The 14942-nt window shown below is 54.4% G+C and carries 16 protein-coding genes; 7 read left to right on the forward strand and 9 right to left on the reverse strand.

Features of this window, described 5'->3' with window-relative positions:
- Positions 1–18 precede the first annotated feature (18 nt).
- Positions 19–1047 (reverse strand): zinc-binding alcohol dehydrogenase family protein, encoded by a 1029-nt coding sequence (locus HFD94_RS20885; protein ID WP_167433520.1) that lies wholly within the window; start codon positions 1045–1047, stop codon positions 19–21.
- A gap of 137 nt (positions 1048–1184) precedes the next feature.
- On the opposite strand from HFD94_RS20885, the gene HFD94_RS20890 reads away from it, so the two are divergent.
- Both HFD94_RS20890 and HFD94_RS20895 read left to right on the forward strand, forming a co-directional pair.
- Positions 1185–2087, forward strand: coding sequence for a GntR family transcriptional regulator (locus tag HFD94_RS20890; RefSeq protein ID WP_010253484.1), 903 nt, complete (start codon positions 1185–1187; stop codon positions 2085–2087).
- 170 nt (positions 2088–2257) lie between these two features.
- A complete protein-coding gene (locus HFD94_RS20895) occupies positions 2258–3610 on the forward strand; it encodes an MFS transporter (protein WP_010253488.1) in 1353 nt (450 codons plus the stop codon).
- Positions 3611–3631: 21 nt separating this feature from the next.
- Here the strand turns inward: HFD94_RS20895 and HFD94_RS20900 are convergent, their stop codons facing one another.
- A complete protein-coding gene (locus HFD94_RS20900) occupies positions 3632–5023 on the reverse strand; it encodes a hypothetical protein (protein WP_167433521.1) in 1392 nt (463 codons plus the stop codon).
- Positions 5016–5927, reverse strand: coding sequence for an alpha/beta fold hydrolase (locus HFD94_RS20905; RefSeq protein ID WP_033766570.1), 912 nt, complete (start codon positions 5925–5927; stop codon positions 5016–5018). Before HFD94_RS20905 ends, HFD94_RS20900 begins: the two co-directional genes overlap by 8 nt.
- Before the next feature lie 167 nt (positions 5928–6094).
- On the opposite strand from HFD94_RS20905, the gene HFD94_RS20910 reads away from it, so the two are divergent.
- Positions 6095–6280, forward strand: coding sequence for a hypothetical protein (locus HFD94_RS20910; RefSeq protein WP_181955370.1), 186 nt, complete (start codon positions 6095–6097; stop codon positions 6278–6280).
- A 181-nt stretch (positions 6281–6461) separates the two neighbouring features.
- Here the strand turns inward: HFD94_RS20910 and cspA are convergent, their stop codons facing one another.
- Together cspA and HFD94_RS20920 are read right to left on the reverse strand one after the other, a co-directional pair.
- Positions 6462–6674: an RNA chaperone/antiterminator CspA gene (gene cspA, locus HFD94_RS20915; RefSeq protein WP_010671477.1), complete on the reverse strand. Its 213-nt coding sequence runs from the start codon at positions 6672–6674 to the stop codon at positions 6462–6464.
- 658 nt (positions 6675–7332) lie between these two features.
- A complete protein-coding gene (locus HFD94_RS20920; protein WP_010253502.1) occupies positions 7333–7596 on the reverse strand; it encodes a DUF2798 domain-containing protein in 264 nt (87 codons plus the stop codon).
- Between the two features lie 128 nt (positions 7597–7724).
- Between HFD94_RS20920 and HFD94_RS20925 the strand changes: the two genes are divergently transcribed.
- Positions 7725–8627 carry a LysR family transcriptional regulator gene (locus HFD94_RS20925; protein ID WP_122457504.1) on the forward strand — a complete coding sequence of 301 codons (903 nt, stop codon included), beginning with the start codon at positions 7725–7727 and terminating at the stop codon, positions 8625–8627.
- Between the two features lie 225 nt (positions 8628–8852).
- Here HFD94_RS20925 and HFD94_RS20930 read toward each other — a convergent pair whose 3' ends face one another.
- Positions 8853–9866, reverse strand: a complete 1014-nt coding sequence (locus HFD94_RS20930; RefSeq protein ID WP_022623962.1) for an NAD(P)-dependent alcohol dehydrogenase — start codon at positions 9864–9866, stop codon at positions 8853–8855.
- A gap of 168 nt (positions 9867–10034) precedes the next feature.
- Between HFD94_RS20930 and HFD94_RS20935 the strand changes: the two genes are divergently transcribed.
- Positions 10035–10940, forward strand: coding sequence for a LysR family transcriptional regulator (locus HFD94_RS20935; RefSeq protein ID WP_167433525.1), 906 nt, complete (start codon positions 10035–10037; stop codon positions 10938–10940).
- A 314-nt stretch (positions 10941–11254) separates the two neighbouring features.
- Here the strand turns inward: HFD94_RS20935 and azuC are convergent, their stop codons facing one another.
- Both azuC and mntP read right to left on the reverse strand, forming a co-directional pair.
- Entirely contained in the window at positions 11255–11332 is a 78-nt protein-coding gene (azuC, locus tag HFD94_RS23195) for a stress response protein AzuC (protein ID WP_111534772.1), read from the reverse strand.
- Positions 11333–11449: 117 nt separating this feature from the next.
- A complete protein-coding gene (gene mntP, locus HFD94_RS20945) occupies positions 11450–12025 on the reverse strand; it encodes a manganese efflux pump MntP (protein WP_010253515.1) in 576 nt (191 codons plus the stop codon).
- A 316-nt stretch (positions 12026–12341) separates the two neighbouring features.
- On the opposite strand from mntP, the gene HFD94_RS20950 reads away from it, so the two are divergent.
- A complete protein-coding gene (locus HFD94_RS20950; protein ID WP_010253517.1) occupies positions 12342–12584 on the forward strand; it encodes a DUF1158 domain-containing protein in 243 nt (80 codons plus the stop codon).
- Here HFD94_RS20950 and HFD94_RS20955 read toward each other — a convergent pair.
- Positions 12574–14010: a PLP-dependent aminotransferase family protein gene (locus HFD94_RS20955; protein ID WP_167433522.1), complete on the reverse strand. Its 1437-nt coding sequence runs from the start codon at positions 14008–14010 to the stop codon at positions 12574–12576. The genes HFD94_RS20950 and HFD94_RS20955 overlap by 11 nt on opposite strands.
- Before the next feature lie 59 nt (positions 14011–14069).
- Here HFD94_RS20955 and HFD94_RS20960 point away from each other — a divergent pair, with 59 nt between their 5' ends.
- Positions 14070–14525, forward strand: a complete 456-nt coding sequence (locus tag HFD94_RS20960; RefSeq protein WP_163640512.1) for a carboxymuconolactone decarboxylase family protein — start codon at positions 14070–14072, stop codon at positions 14523–14525.
- The last annotated feature ends 417 nt before the right edge of the window (positions 14526–14942 follow it).

The following is a 14942-nucleotide window of genomic DNA, read 5'->3' on the forward strand; positions in this document are numbered from 1 at the left end:
GCGAACCGACTGGCCGCGTTACCGGTCGAAATGAATCACGCCTTTGATCAGCTCGCGGTTGTTGATAATTTGCGCCTCAAAGGTTTCATCCAGCGTGGAGAAGGCCAGATGGTGATTCAGCATCATTTCGGCGCGCAGCTGGCCGCTGGCCATCAGCGCACGCACCCGATCGAAATCTTCACGGGTGGCGTTGCGGCTGCCCATCAGGGTGGTCTCTTTTTTATGGAATTCACTGTCCGGGATCACCAGATCGCCTTTGTGCAGACCGACATAAACGATAGTGCCGCCGTGTCGCATCAGGTTGACCGCATTGTTCATCGCCGCCGGGCTGCCGGTGGCGTCGATCACCTTCAGCGCCAGACGGCCACCAAACTCCTCGCGCAGCGCGCTGTAAAACGCTTCATCAGCCGGATTCAGTGCCGCCAGGCCGAGCTGGTCAGCAACATGCTGGCGACGAAATACGCTGGTATCCGCGACCACCACCTGCGCGCCGCTGGCGGCGGCGATAGCGGCAACACCCAGCCCAATCGGTCCGGCTCCCACCACCAGCACCTGCTCATCCGCCACAATTGCGGCACGACGCACCGCATGGGCGCTGATGGCAAAGGGCTCAATCAGCGCAGCCGCTTCCGGCGCGACATCATCCACCGCCAGCAGCGTGCTGACCGGCACGCTCAGGTAGTCGCAGAACCCGCCATCCTGATGCACACCAATCACTGAGATCTGCTCACAGCAGTTGGTCTTGCCGCTCTGGCAGGCGTCACAGCGCAGGCAGGAGATGTAGGGCATTAACGCTACCCGCTGGCCCGGCTGAAAGTCCTCCGCATCACTTCCCGGCGCCACGACTTCGGCACAGATTTCATGGCCCAGCACCCGTGGATAGCTGAAGAATGGCTGATTACCGGACCAGGCGTGGATGTCGGTGCCGCAGATTCCCGCGGTGAGGATTTTAATCACTACCTCGCCAGCGGCGGGCGTGGGGATATCGCGGGTGGTCCATACCATCTTACGTGGTTCAGCGATGACCAGTGCTTTCATTGTTGTCATGGTGATTCTCCGGTTGTCCTGCAGGCAGTTATGGCGAATCCTGCACGCGCTGCGGTGTTCGTTTGCGGGAAGTGTGAAGCACCGCGATTTTTTTGGGCTTTGAATGGTTTTTAATGCATAAAAAACCGGAGAGTGAGATGAGCCGCAGCCAGAATTTGCGCCAGAACGTCATCAACCAGATGCTGGAAAGCATCGCTCAGCACCACATTCGTTCACCGCTGCCGCCCCAGGCGGCACTGGCGGAAATGTTTAATATCAGCCGGACTACGGTGCGCCACACCCTGCACTATCTGCATCAGTGCGGCGTGCTGGATAAGGTGGATCAAACCTGGGTTATCGTGCGCGATCCGCGCCAAGATGACGGTTTTAGCGCGTTAACGCCGCCGATTGAGCAGCAGGCCAGCCACTTTGAGCAGATGTTTTTTAATATGATTAATCAGCGGCAGCTGGTGCCCGGCGATACCTTCAGCGAGCTGCAACTGGCGCAGCAGGTGAAAGTCAGTCCGGTGGTGGTGCGCGAATTCCTGCTGCGCTTTATGCGCTATGACCTGCTGGAGCCGGTCAGACGCGGCCAGTGGCGGATGAAAAAATTCACCCAGGATTACGCCGAGAAGCTGTTTGAACTGCGCGAGATGCTGGAAACCCATGCCCTGAGCCGTTTCCTGAATCTGCCCGCAGGCGACGAGCGCTGGGTTCAGGCGCGGGATCTGCTGGATCGTCACCGATCGATGCGCGATACCATCGCCAGCAACTATCGCCACTTTGCCGCGCTGGATCGTCAGATGCATTCGCTGATTTTATCCGCCGCCAACAACCCGTTTTTCAATCAGTCGCTGGAGATTATCTCGGTGATCTTTCACTCGCATTATCAGTGGGATGAGAGCGACCTCAAGCAGAGAAATATTGTGGCGCTGGAGGAGCATATGGCGATTCTGACCGCGCTGATTGGCCGTCAGGATGTCGATGCCCTCTGTGCATTACATAATCATCTGGCGACCGCTAAAACCTCGATGGTGCGCTCAATCGGTCAGTACAATTAAAAACCGATTAAAAACCACAAAGCATTAGCTCCCGCACGATTCAGAAACATCTTTGCAACATCCTTAACCCTTTGCTCTTAGTCTCGACTGCAACGTCACGGCGGCCTTTTGCCGCTGCGCGCAGACCCCTTCTCACCATAACGATAAGTACCCAGTTTCGGGAGAGTGCAATGGAAAAGACTTCAGTAACCGGCCGCGACAGCGCAGCTGGTGACACGCCACCAGACCAGGATTTCGTGCCGATGCGTAGCGACGTGGTGCGTTCACCGCGTATCCGCAAGATTCAGATCACGGCGATGCTGCTGTTGCTGTTCGCCGCCATCATCAACTATCTGGATCGCAGCTCGCTGTCGGTCGCGAATATGACCATCCGCGAGGAGATGGGGCTGAGCGCCACCGAAATCGGCTTCCTGCTCTCCGCCTTTTCGCTGGCTTACGGCCTGGCGCAACTGCCGTGCGGCGCGCTGCTGGATCGTAAAGGGCCGCGCATTATGCTCGGCATTGGCATGTTTATCTGGTCGCTGTTCCAGGCCGCCTCTGGCCTGGTGCATAACTTTACCCAGTTCATCCTGGTGCGCATCGGCCTCGGCATTGGTGAAGCGCCGATGAACCCGTGCGGCGTGAAAGTGATCAACGACTGGTTCAACATTAAAGATCGCGGCATGCCGATGGGGATGTTCAATGCGGCTTCGATGATTGGACTGTCGGTGGCTCCGCCGATTCTGGCGGCGATGATGCTGGTGATGGGCTGGCGTGGCATGTTTGTCACGATCGGTATCCTCGGCATGTTCCTCGCTATCGGCTGGTATATGATCTACCGCGACCGCGACAACAACACCCTGAGCGCTGAAGAGATCCACTATCTGCAGGCGGGCAGCGTCGCCTCGCGTAAAGAGCCGATCAGCTTCAAAGAGTGGCGCGGCCTGTTTAAGCAGCGCACCATGTGGGGCATGATGATTGGCTTCAGCGGCATCAACTACACCGCCTGGCTCTATATCGCGTGGCTGCCGGGCTATCTGCAGTCGACCTACCATCTCGACCTTAAAAGTACCGGCCTGCTGGCAGCAATTCCGTTCCTGTTCGGTGCGGCGGGCATGCTGCTGAATGGCTATGTGGTCGACTCGCTGGTACGTCGCGGCTTTAACGCGGTGAAAACCCGCAAAGTCTGCATCGTAAGCGGGATGCTGCTGTCCGCCGGCTTTACCGCCGTGGTGACCCGCGCGACCGACACCACCAGCGCGGTAACGCTGATTGGGATGGCGCTGTTCTGTATCCACTTCGCCGGAACGTCGTGCTGGGGATTGATCCACGCCAACGTCACCGCCCGTATGACAGCGTCTGTCGGCAGCATCCAGAACTTCGCCAGCTTTATCTTCGCCTCGTTCGCGCCGGTCATCACCGGCTGGGTGCTCGACACCACCAAATCGTTCAGCATGGCGCTGATGATTTGTGCCTGCGTGACGCTGGTTGGCGCACTCGCCTACCTGCTGCTGGTGCGCCAGCCGATCACCGACGGCGAATAATCACGGCTGACGGCGCGACTGCTACGTCAGCGCCGTCAGGGTGACCCCATATTTCGCACCATAACGCTGAATACCCGTCATCACCTTCTCCGCGCTCAGCGCGGGTGGAGGTGGCAACAGCGGCGCCCGTTCACGCAGCGCCGAGTCGAAACGGGCAAACGTCGCGAAATCACGCGGGAAACGTTCTTCATCCACCCCGATGAATACGCCTTCATCACGTGCATGGGAGAGCAGCGCCCGCCAGCGGTCAATCTCCGCCAGACCGATACTGTCGGTGCCGTGAGAAAAGAGCATCATGTCGATGTTGCGGAACGGCGGCTGTTTTTCCAGGAAGCGTTGCAGGGCCGAGGCCGAGGATTCGTTGCTGAAGCTCAGCCAGAATGGAATCGCCTGCTGCTGCTGAGTGCACCACGGGTCCATCAACAGGAAGCTGTCCACCGTCAGCCGGGTCGGTAAAATTCCCGCCGCCAGATACCAGTCGCGGTAGATCTCTGCCACCACATAGCTCATCGCCTCCGGATCTTCGTAACGAATCTCCATCAGCTTCCAGTTCTGCGCCGCCGCCAGTTTTTTCAGCGGCGAAATCAGATAACCATCCAGTCCCCACTCCGCTTCCGGCACGTGGTCAGTAATGGCCGGCGGCGTCCAGCGCTCGCGATCGATGCCATAGCGTGCCAGATATTCCGCCACGCGCGGACCACCCTGCATAAACTCTTTTTCGCTGGCTCCGCCCGGCGCACCAAACTGGAAAAACGAGCGATCGCTGGTGCGCGTTACCGGCCACTGCCGGGTGCAGTGATTGATAAACAGCGTGGAGCCAGCGGGCAGACTTCCCATCAGGAATTCGTTAAAGGCCAGCGGCAGCTCGCGCAGTTTCAGCCGGAAATAGCGCATCTGATCGAGCATCAACCGATCCTGATTCGGGTCATGCATATGGTGAACCGCAAGACGCGGCCAGGCGGCCAGCAGTGCCGCCGCCACCTCTTTACCCTGCTCAAAACTCGCCTGTACATCATCGGGATCGCTATTGGCCGCGCGCACCGGACAGAGAAAGGTTTGCGGCAGCCAGGGCACGCTCATCGCTGACGCCAGATGCACCAGCGCGCCGTTCGATGAACCGATAAAGGCCGCCGGATAATCCTGTTGCGGGTATTCACTCACCATCCATTCGGCGATCCCTTCCACATCCAGTTCACCCGCCTGACGCAGGTTGATGCCTTCTGCCATGCCGCCCAGCGCATAGCCCCACTCACGCAGTCCGGTCGGCAGCCGGTTCAGTGAGGGCAACAGGCGATCCAGCGTCGGTGACTGGCTGGGGCTGGCAAAGGGGCGGTCGTGCAGCGCATTGGCCAGCGCAAGCAGCATGGCGGCAGCAGAGTCAAAGCGGGCAATCCCTCTTGGTGGTTTATTCATGTTGATCCTCCTGCTGGATACGTGCCAGGAACGGGCGGATGGCGTGACAGAAACTCCACGGGTAGACGTAGTGCAATGTGTGCGTCCCGTCGCGTAATGTCAGTCGTTCACTGCGCGGCATCAGGGCGGCGAGTTCATCCAGCCAGCGGGCCGGACAGACGGGATCGCGCGAGCCCCGCAGCAGCAACGTGGGTGCGTTAATGTAAGTAAGGCGATGCTCAATGCGGTCGCGCATCATGGCACGCAGGGTACCGAAGGCGCGCCGCAGGCCCGCTTTGGCGTAATCGATTCGGGCCAGTGGCCCCGGTGGACGACGTGATTCCAGCCGGCCATTACGCCAGTCGCGCCAGAGCTGACGCGGCAGACTGCGGGCATGACGATCGACCGTCGGTCCCTGCAGCACCAGTCCCGCCACAGCCTGTGGATGTTTCACCGCCAGCGCGGCCAGAATCTGGCAGCCAAACGAATTGCCGACCCAGATAGCGCGCTGGAAACCGTTATGCTGTAACCACAGCCACAGCGCATCCGCCAGCTGATCCACCGACATGATCGGCGCAGAAGGGGGCAGTGTGCTGGCGCCAAAACCGGGCAGATCCGGCACCAGCACGTGATAGTCGCGCCCCAGCGCCAGCGCCAGTGGCTCCATCGCCCGGCCCGACATCACCAGACCGTGGATTAACACGACCGGCAGTCCCTGAGCCTCATTGGGCGTAACGCGGGTAAACATGCGCCAGTCACCAATCTGCTGATAATAACCGGCCAGACCGGCGTGATGACTGTTCGGCGACACCGGCGGCGTCTCCTTAAGCTGCCGCCAGCGTTTCATGCCCCATAACGTGGCCGCCACACCCAATCCAACACCTGCCACAATCGCTGCCTGTTTTCGTCGATGCTTCTGGATCATCCGCTGCTCCTGGTTTGGGGAGAATAATTCAGTGTAGGTCGGGATCAGGCAGCAGGCGGGTTATCGGCGCGATGGTGTGAAAAAGTATGGGGTTTCGCATAAGAAGACGCTGGCATTGCGGGTGATGAACTCTGGCGGGAGATCTGTCTGGTGTAAGCGGGAAGGCAATGACTGAAACACCCGAGGAGTATCGCTTTACATTCAATGCCCGATATCCAGCGTTAGCAAAAGAAATGGATGACTTGCTGGCAATCAGTAATACGCCTCAGGGGAGCATCGCTGATTTCAAAAAGCGCGTTATGGCTTTTGCCCGATGGCTTAACGTAACATTTCATAACGAGCAGGGTTTATGAAGAGAGGATTAACATCGGGGTAGCCTGATAAACGCGGAGCAGGTCAACGGACCAGAGATGATGCGAATTTCAGGCAATAAAAAACCCGCACTGGGCGGGTTTCTTTTATTATCAGCAGAGCTTATCTGCTCAGACTTATGTCTTCATCGCTATTGTAAGCGTCGCTGATAATGAGCGCGGCTTACTGCGCTGTGACGTTGCCAGCTGCAGGACCTTTGGCGCCATTTTCAATGGTGAAGGAGACTTTCTGACCTTCATCAAGCGTTTTGTAGTTATCACCCTGGATAGCAGAGAAATGTACGAATACATCTTTGCTGCCATCATCAGGAGTGATAAAGCCAAAACCTTTATCTGAGTTAAACCATTTTACTAAACCAGTCATTTTGTTAGACATAGATATTTCCTTAATCGATTAGCCACTAAGAGCGGCGAAGATGGCCTGTAGTTAGAGATTTACTTATTGGGCACTTAGGAGGAGGCTCTCGAAGAAGGATATCTGTGGATAACACTTGAACTGAGGACTACTTTACTAAAACTGCTTTCATAAGGTCTGTGTTCCAAACCGATGACGCATTAAGACATAGCGATAATAATTTAGCAATGTATAAGTTTATTTATTTTAACCATTTAAACACTCAGATGGCTGAATGGCTGTTTTATTTTGACTGCTCAGGAAGTGCTTCAGGCTCCGCTGTGTGCGAAGAGGAGCAGGTTAAGCCCGTCATAATGACGGTGCCGATTTAACGTTGATGTTTAACAATAAACAGAGCCAGTGATATCACATCGCCTAAAAATTTCCGCACGGCCAGCGAAGGGGTTTCCTCGCCCTCCTTATCTGTGAGCTTTACCTGCTGCATGTCGTACGCCCGACTCTTCGGTATCTTTAATCCTGGTACCGGTCAGTATCCGGACGACCTGCCCGCCCTCACCCTGCATCTGAAATGCTGGAGGTTTGCCACCCGCCTCCATTCTGGTGCAGAAGCAGCCTGCCGCGATGAGCGAGAAGCGGGCTAAACCCTACCTGTCCGCCCATTTTGGGCATGCTGACTGTCTCAGTGACCGTGAACGGTCAATCCTACGAGCCGGATAACAACAGGACGGACAACCAGTATGCAAAAGAAAGCCGCTGGCATGGCGACCCGGTAAGCATTCATCACATTTGTCATGTAATGAGGCCCCATTCCGAATTCGGCTAACGTGATGACCAGACTCATCAGGAACGCCATGATGATCGCCATATAAAGTGCAAATATGTAAGGTGTCGTGCGCACCGGCAAGCGGGTTCGTAAGGTTTTTTTTGTTGCAGCATCAGTCATCTGAATATCCTGTTTAACAAAAGTAGATAAGACTGCGGCTAACTTAACAAGCTTATGCGGGGGGTTGTAGAGCGGTTATGCTTTAATCATTATTAAGTAAAAGTGACGAATTAACGGTTGAGGATACGATGGACATTTTAGGGCTGATTAGCACTTTTATCCGCGTGGTGGAAAACGGCAGTATTGCAGCGGCGGCACGCGCTAAAGGTATGAGTCCGGCAGCAATCAGCCAGAGTCTTTCCCGTCTTGAAGCGCATCTGGGCGTGCGACTGCTATCGCGCACCACCCGCAGCATGACCTTAACGGAAAACGGTAAACGCTATTTCGAGAAAGTCCGTCACATCCCACAGGATATCGAACTCGCCTCGCAGGCTGCTGCGAATGAAACCAAACCGCAGGGCCCACTTTGTATCGCTACGACAGCCGCGTTTGGTCGGTACGTTCTGGCTCCCCTTATGCCCGCTTTCAAAGCGTCTTTCCCCGATATAGATATTGAACTGATCAGTACCGATCGCAACGTCGATCATCGCCTGGAAGGCGTCGATGTCAGTATCCGCATCGAAGCACAGCTGAATGATCAACTGATCGCCAGAAAAATTGCATCGTTACCCTTTATATTCTGTGCGGCTCCCGCTTACCTTGATCGCTCTGGTACGCCTCAGACGCCTGGAGAACTTAGCCAGCACGCCTGCCTGGTTTTCCGCTATCCCACCGACAGACGGTTTCTGCCATGGACGTTTATGGTCAACGGACAGCCTGTTAATGCAAAACTCAACCCCAGTTTTATCAGCGATGATATTGATATCATCGCCAGAATAGCCGTAAACGGCGGCGGCATTGCCCGTCTGGCAAGTTTTGTTGCTCAGCCACTGATAGACAGCGGTCTGCTAAGGCCTTTGGCCTGGTCAGGTCACAGTGGCGAGAGCACCATTGAGTCCCTGCCGATGAATATCTATGCCTGTGTCACCGAACGTTCGGCACTCAATTCGAAAGTACGGACATTTATTGAATTTTTGGCCGATGCGATTTAAGACAGGAGCGTTTTTGCCGGGCGAAAATTGATGCATTTTCTGCTTATCCATCCGCAAAAGTAACTCACCGCTGCCGGTCGTGGTGATACAGAAAGCGGCCCTTTTGACGATGTGCAGAAAGGATATAAGTACGCTTTGAGAAGGGGTTTAACGCGGTGAGAATGGGATCCGAAAGTATCTGGCAGTCGGTGAAAACTGCCAGAATTGAGGAATAAAAAGTCGTTATCAGTCACTAATTCTGATGACGATTTTGCCAAATGCACCACGGGAGAGATGCCGGAAGGCTTCAACCGCCTCATTAAAGCTGTAAACCTGTTCAATGACGGGTTTAATATTATGTTTATTGAGGAACGGATTCATCCGATCAAACGAGGAGCGTGGTGCAACCGCAATGCCCCGGATTTTTGTCTGACGGAAAATTAACGGCATCAAATCAAGTTGTGCTGTCTGGCCGGTCAGAAATCCTACCTGAGCAATCGTACCGGCAACTTTTGTCGCAGCAATTGACTGATTGATGCCATTGCCCCCGGCGACATCTATCGTTACGTCAGCGCCTTTACCATCAGTCATTTCAAGCACTTTTCTTTCCCACTCAGGGTATTTTTTATAGTTAATTCCTTCATCAGCTCCCAGTGATTTAATGCGCTCAAGGTTTGCATCGTTACTGGAGGTGGCAATGACACGTGCACCATAGGCATGCGCTATCTGAGCAGCGAAGACCGATACACCACCGGTTCCCTGTACGAGCACGGTCTGACCGGGTTGCAGATTGCCGATATCCATTAGCGAGTACCATGCCGTAAGTGCAGCGATGGGAAGTGTAGAGGCTTCTTCATCTGTCATGCTGTCAGGCGCTTTAACTGCGCTGTCCTCATGAATGATCATGTACTCAGCCAGCCCGCCGGGTAACGGCATTCCAATACACCATGCTGGCTCATCGGCCGCAGGTTCACCCTCTAACCAGCGTGAATAGAGATGCGAGTTAACGCGATCACCCGTGCTAAAACGGGACACACCCTGCCCCGTGGCAACAACGGTACCCGTGGCATCAGAGACAGGAATCAGTGGCTTTGGAACCAGATGAGGCTCATAGAAGCCCTCTACTATTGCCTTATCCCTGAAGTTCAGAGACACCGCACCAACTTTAACCAGAAGTTCACCCGGACCAGGTACAGGCGTTTCCACCTCTTCAAGCTTTAAGTTTTCAAGGCCAAAATCTTTCAGTAACCATGCTTTCATTTTGTCATTTCCCATGTGTATGCATCGAATAGGACGATGATAAAAAAAGCAGGCAGGCGTAAAAAGCCACGTAAAAGGACTTCAGTGTTACTGCAGGAGAAACAATCGGAATGAGATATAATCCGCAATACACTATTTCGGCAGGAATATTTTTTGCGGAGTTAGATGATGCGCTCGAACATGCTGGAATTGATGGATATTTTTGTTCACGTCGTTGAATTCCGTAGTTTCAGCCGGGCCGCTGACGCCTTGCAGCTGCATCGCCCTGCGGTCAGTAAGTCCGTACAACAACTGGAAGACAAGCTTGGCGTTAAGCTATTGCACCGCACCACGCGCAGTCTGAGTGTGACCGTTGAAGGGGAGGAAATTTATCAGCGGGCTAAAGCGCTGCTGAGTGATGCCAGCGATATAATGGCTTCTTACTCTTCAAATCAGCGACCTCGTGGCCAGCTGCGCATTGATGTTCCACTGGCGCTGGCGCACAGTATCCTGATCCCACAATTAAGCGAGTTTCAGGCTTTATATCCTGAAATTGAAATAGTCTTAACCGCTTCAGATCGCCTGACCCATTTAATTACAGAAGGTGTGGACTGTGTTATTCGTCTCGGTGAGCTTGCTGATTCGAATTTTATTTCGCGCAGAATGGGCAGCCTGCAGATGGTCACCTGTGCAGCACCCTCTTATCTGGATAAATATGGCACTCCTTTAACGCCTGATGACCTTAAAGATCACAAAGCCATTTATTTTTTTAATGAACACAGTCGGGACATCCAGGAATGGAAATTTGTCATGAATGGCGAAATTGTTTCACGGCATCCGGGAAGCAGCATACGAGTTAACAATTCTGACGTCCTTCTTTCATGTGGCGTGGCGGGCCTCGGCATGCTTCACGCATTATATACGGCATTAAAGCCCTGCCTCGAAACAGGCCAGCTGAAGGAAGTATTATCGGGTTATGCGACTGTGACGAAACCGGTTTCTATACTCTACCCTGACCGACGCTATCTTCCGCCTAAGGTCCGGGTCTTTATCGAATGGTTTACTGAAATATTCAGGAAGAATCATCAGGGTTAACCGTGAATCTTTGTTTCGGCACAGGCAATCCCGTGACCCATTAAAAGTGCTTGTTTCCTGTTTAAGGTATGCCGCCATTTTGTCTGGCATCCGGAAATCTCCCGGGCAGATTAGATCACTGCAGCAACGTCTTTTCTGGCTCAAAGTGACGCATAACGGGAAAATCAGAAGGAGAGGAGTAGCAACAAACAGGATGCACCCGAAGTGCAAAAACGCGGGTTTAAATCAGCAGAAGCAAAGGCAGAAAAAGCAGAAAAGGTGATAATCACAGGTCGATCCCTGACCGCGATTATCGAGGGTTTCTTGCGGGGTGCTTAGTACATGGCACCCGGCGGTACGTGTTTGAACGTCTCAACGTAAGCGCGGAACACGTGTTTAAAAATACGTTTCATGGAACACCTGATTCAAATTTAGTTGAACATATACCGAAAAAGTATAGCTCCTGTGCGTTTTAACAGCAAATAAATTTGAACCAGATCACAAAAATGACGGTTTTATGTGCAAAAGCCCTACGCGGTGTAGCCGAGATGCTGCAACAGAATGGTGGAGCCGACGGCAATCAGCACGACTCCACCCAGCACTTCCGCCCATTTTCCCAGGATCGGACCAATAAAGCGCCCGACTAATACGCCAGTCGTCGCCATCACCGTAGTGGCTGCACCAATGGTCAGCGCGGTAGTAATGATGTTCACCTGCAGGAAAGCCAGACCCACACCAACAGCCAGCGCATCCAGGCTGGTCGCTACCGCGGTGGTCGCCAGTACCATAAAGCCATGGCTTTGCGGGGCTTCACAGGGTTCTGCGACAGCAGTCTGACGGAAGCCTTCCATCATCATACGGCCACCCAGAAACGCCAGCAGGATGAAGGCAACCCAGTGATCCCACGCCATGATGTAACGGCTGGCGGCCAGGCCAAGCGCCCAGCCAATCAGCGGCGTCAGCGCTTCAATTGAGCCGAAAATCAGACCGGTACGCAGCGCTTCTTTAAAACCGGGACGATGCAATGTGGCACCTTTGCCCAGAGCAGCAGCAAACGCGTCCATCGACATGCCCAGCGCAAGAATTAAAGTGGCAATAAAGGTCATGATTTATTCACCTGGGGCGAAAAAGCGGCAATTCACGCTGAATTCACCACACAAAGTGTTCAGTTATGAAAAAGTGGGCGCAGTCTACCATGCAAACCCAAAGATAAAAAGACAGTAAAATCAGGGATTTAAGTATAGCAAAGGCTATAACTCTTATCATCCGCTATGAATCGCGCTAAGTCGATGGTAGCAAAGCGTTTTCTGACCATTTCTCTGGCCATGTAGCATGCCGGATGCGCACGAAGCAGCGCGCCACCATTGAACCGTGTCGCCGTTTACCGGAAAATGCCGGGCTGATAAATATGGGATACCGGTTATGAATAACCCTTTTGAAACGTTGATCGTGCCTGGTGGCATTTTACTGCTGGGCTTTCTCTCGGCGCTGCTGCTGCCCGCGCCCGCCTTTAGCGTGACGGTAGCGCAGCATCTGTTGCAGATGTTCCATTTGCAGGACCTGAATCAGCTCTATACGGTGGTGTTTTGCGTCTGGTTTTTGCTGCTGGGCGCACTGGAGTTTTTTGTTATCCGTTTTGTCTGGCGTCGCTGGTTCAGGGGCTGACCGCCTGCGCATCGACCAGCGCTTTTAGCCGTTCGGCACTGCGCGCATAACCTTCACGTGGCAGATGTGCCGTCCCCAGTAACAGGCCCGCACCGCGCTGATCCGCCTGCTGATACCAGATCGACAGCGGCGACGGTGCCATGCCCCACTCCACCGCCTGCTGCGCAATCACCTGATCCGGTGAACCGGCGGGTAAACGGACAATCACCGCCAGCCCGGCGCGTTGCAGGTCAGGAAAGTGAGGATGCAGCGCCGCGATCATCTGCTCCAGCCGCTCATGATAGACGCGCTTCATGCGCCGCAGATGCCGCATAAAGTGGCCATCCCGCAGAAATTCCGCCACCGCGTTGTGCAGCAATCCGGAGGAGGCAGGCGAAAGCAACGCGCAGACCTCACCGAACCGGGCCATCAGCGCGGGTGGCACCACCATAAAACCGAGACGCAGTTGCGGCGTCAGCGTCTTGCTGAACGTGCCGATGTGCAACACCCGCCCCTGGCTGTCGAGCGCGGCCAGTGCCGGCGCGGCGCGATTGCCGGGCTGAAGCTCGCCGAGATAGTCATCTTCGATAATCCAGCGCTGCGCGCGGCTGGCCCAGTTAAGCAATTCATGGCGGCGTGCCAGGCTCATCGTCATGCCAAGCGGCGCCTGCTGTCCCGGTGTGACCAGCGCAAAAGCGGCATCCGGCGCGCGGGCAATCCCGGCCTCAACCTGCAACCCTTCGGCATCAACCGGCACGGCAACCGGCGTGACGCGCAGCACTTCAACCGCGCGACGCGCCACCCAGAATCCGGGATCTTCCAGCCATGCTGTTTTACCCTGAAAATTCATTGCCAGCCCAATCAGCCCCATTGCGCCAGCATAGCCGCTGGTAATAATAATCTGGTCCGCCTGACAGCGCAGGCCGCGTGCCACCGCCAGGTAGGCCACCAGCGCCTGCCGCAACGCTAAGCTGCCGCGGGGATCGGGATAGCTGGCCGGTCTGCTGACCTGCATGCGCGTCTGACGCTGCAGAATGCGCAGCCAGACTTTGGCCGGGAATGCATCGCTGGCAGGAATGCCCATCTGGAAGGTCAGCGGTGGCGCTTCATACTCCTCTGCACCCTCCAGCAGCTGGCGTTCAGCCTCGGCATTGACCGGTTTTAACGGCGGTAATGGGCTGACGAAGGTACCCGCCGCGCCTCTGGCCTGCAGAAACTGACCATCAACCAGCATGTCATAACTGGCGCGAACGGTGCCACGCGCCACGCCGAGCTGAGCGGCCAGATCGCGGCAAGAAGGCAGACGTGCGCCAGGTTGTAAACGTCCTTCACCAATCGCCTGTTCAATCAACTGGCGCAGTTGTTCACTGAGGCCACGTGACGCGCCGCGCTGCAGTGTCAGCGTGGAAAGCGGCGATGGACCAGTCAGACTCTCATTTTTTGGCACTTTATCTGCTCCATTGAAAGGCTGAAAATCGCCTTATCAACCCTGAATGAGGCAATAAGATGAGCGAACGTATCGATTTTCACAGTGCAGCACCGGCAGGCATGAAAGCGCTGGGCGGCGTATACAGTTATCTGGCACAAACCGATCTGCCGCTCACTTTACTGGAACTGCTGTTCCTGCGCATATCGCAGATTAATGGCTGTGCCTACTGCATTGATTTACATACCAAAGCACTGAATAAAGCGGGCATGGGCTGGGATAAGATCGTGCTGACCTCGGTCTGGCAGGAATCCGGTACGCTGTTCAGTGATAAAGAGAAGGCTGCCCTGCACTGGGCTGAATGCCTGACCCTTATTGCTCAGCAGGGTGCGCCAGACGACCGCTATACCGCACTGAAAGCGCACTTCAGTGAAAAAGAGATTGTCGATCTGAACATCGCGATTGGTCTGATGAACACCTACAACCGCATGGCGATAAGTCTGAAAAAGTTGCCCGCCAGCGCCAGTCAGTCATAAGTGAATCCGATGCGTGCGCCGGTGTGCACGCATTTTCAGACTCACAAAAATGTAACATTATTTTTACACAAGCAGCCTTTCAGCCTCTCTTCCCCCGATTCCCGTTATTCCTTACTGCATAATAAATCGCTAAATTTCAGCGGATTAAATAATTCCGCACGGTTCATATCCATTCCGTCGTTGCACCAGTATGGGGCTTTTCAGCAACATGCCATTTCCGTTAACCCACTGACTTCACACTAAAAAATCCCTAATACGCCGCTGGCCCTGATGATTAATTCTTATGCTGAATCATTTCTGCATTTAAAAAATAAACAAATGTTTAATTCAGATGCGAGAATGTTATATTCAGATGACAAAGCATAACGTGCAGTTAACGCGTTATTACCGCTTTAACCCTATACCTGAGACTTAACC

This window comes from Pantoea sp. EKM20T, assembly GCF_011800485.1.
Lineage (GTDB): Bacteria > Pseudomonadota > Gammaproteobacteria > Enterobacterales > Enterobacteriaceae > Pantoea > Pantoea agglomerans.

Coding starts and splice junctions, on each gene's coding strand:
- cspA (WP_010671477.1), bottom strand. CDS start 6,674: ATGTCTAACAAAATGACTGGTTTAGTAAAATGGTTTAACTCAGATAAA.
- HFD94_RS20950 (WP_010253517.1), top strand. CDS start 12,342: ATGAATAACCCTTTTGAAACGTTGATCGTGCCTGGTGGCATTTTACTG.
- HFD94_RS20895 (WP_010253488.1), top strand. CDS start 2,258: ATGGAAAAGACTTCAGTAACCGGCCGCGACAGCGCAGCTGGTGACACG.
- HFD94_RS20890 (WP_010253484.1), top strand. CDS start 1,185: ATGAGCCGCAGCCAGAATTTGCGCCAGAACGTCATCAACCAGATGCTG.
- HFD94_RS20900 (WP_167433521.1), bottom strand. CDS start 5,023: ATGAATAAACCACCAAGAGGGATTGCCCGCTTTGACTCTGCTGCCGCC.
- azuC (WP_111534772.1), bottom strand. CDS start 11,332: ATGAAACGTATTTTTAAACACGTGTTCCGCGCTTACGTTGAGACGTTC.
- HFD94_RS20960 (WP_163640512.1), top strand. CDS start 14,070: ATGAGCGAACGTATCGATTTTCACAGTGCAGCACCGGCAGGCATGAAA.
- HFD94_RS20935 (WP_167433525.1), top strand. CDS start 10,035: ATGCGCTCGAACATGCTGGAATTGATGGATATTTTTGTTCACGTCGTT.
- HFD94_RS20885 (WP_167433520.1), bottom strand. CDS start 1,047: ATGACAACAATGAAAGCACTGGTCATCGCTGAACCACGTAAGATGGTA.
- HFD94_RS20910 (WP_181955370.1), top strand. CDS start 6,095: ATGACTGAAACACCCGAGGAGTATCGCTTTACATTCAATGCCCGATAT.
- HFD94_RS20930 (WP_022623962.1), bottom strand. CDS start 9,866: ATGAAAGCATGGTTACTGAAAGATTTTGGCCTTGAAAACTTAAAGCTT.
- HFD94_RS20925 (WP_122457504.1), top strand. CDS start 7,725: ATGGACATTTTAGGGCTGATTAGCACTTTTATCCGCGTGGTGGAAAAC.
- HFD94_RS20905 (WP_033766570.1), bottom strand. CDS start 5,927: ATGATCCAGAAGCATCGACGAAAACAGGCAGCGATTGTGGCAGGTGTT.
- mntP (WP_010253515.1), bottom strand. CDS start 12,025: ATGACCTTTATTGCCACTTTAATTCTTGCGCTGGGCATGTCGATGGAC.
- HFD94_RS20920 (WP_010253502.1), bottom strand. CDS start 7,596: ATGACTGATGCTGCAACAAAAAAAACCTTACGAACCCGCTTGCCGGTG.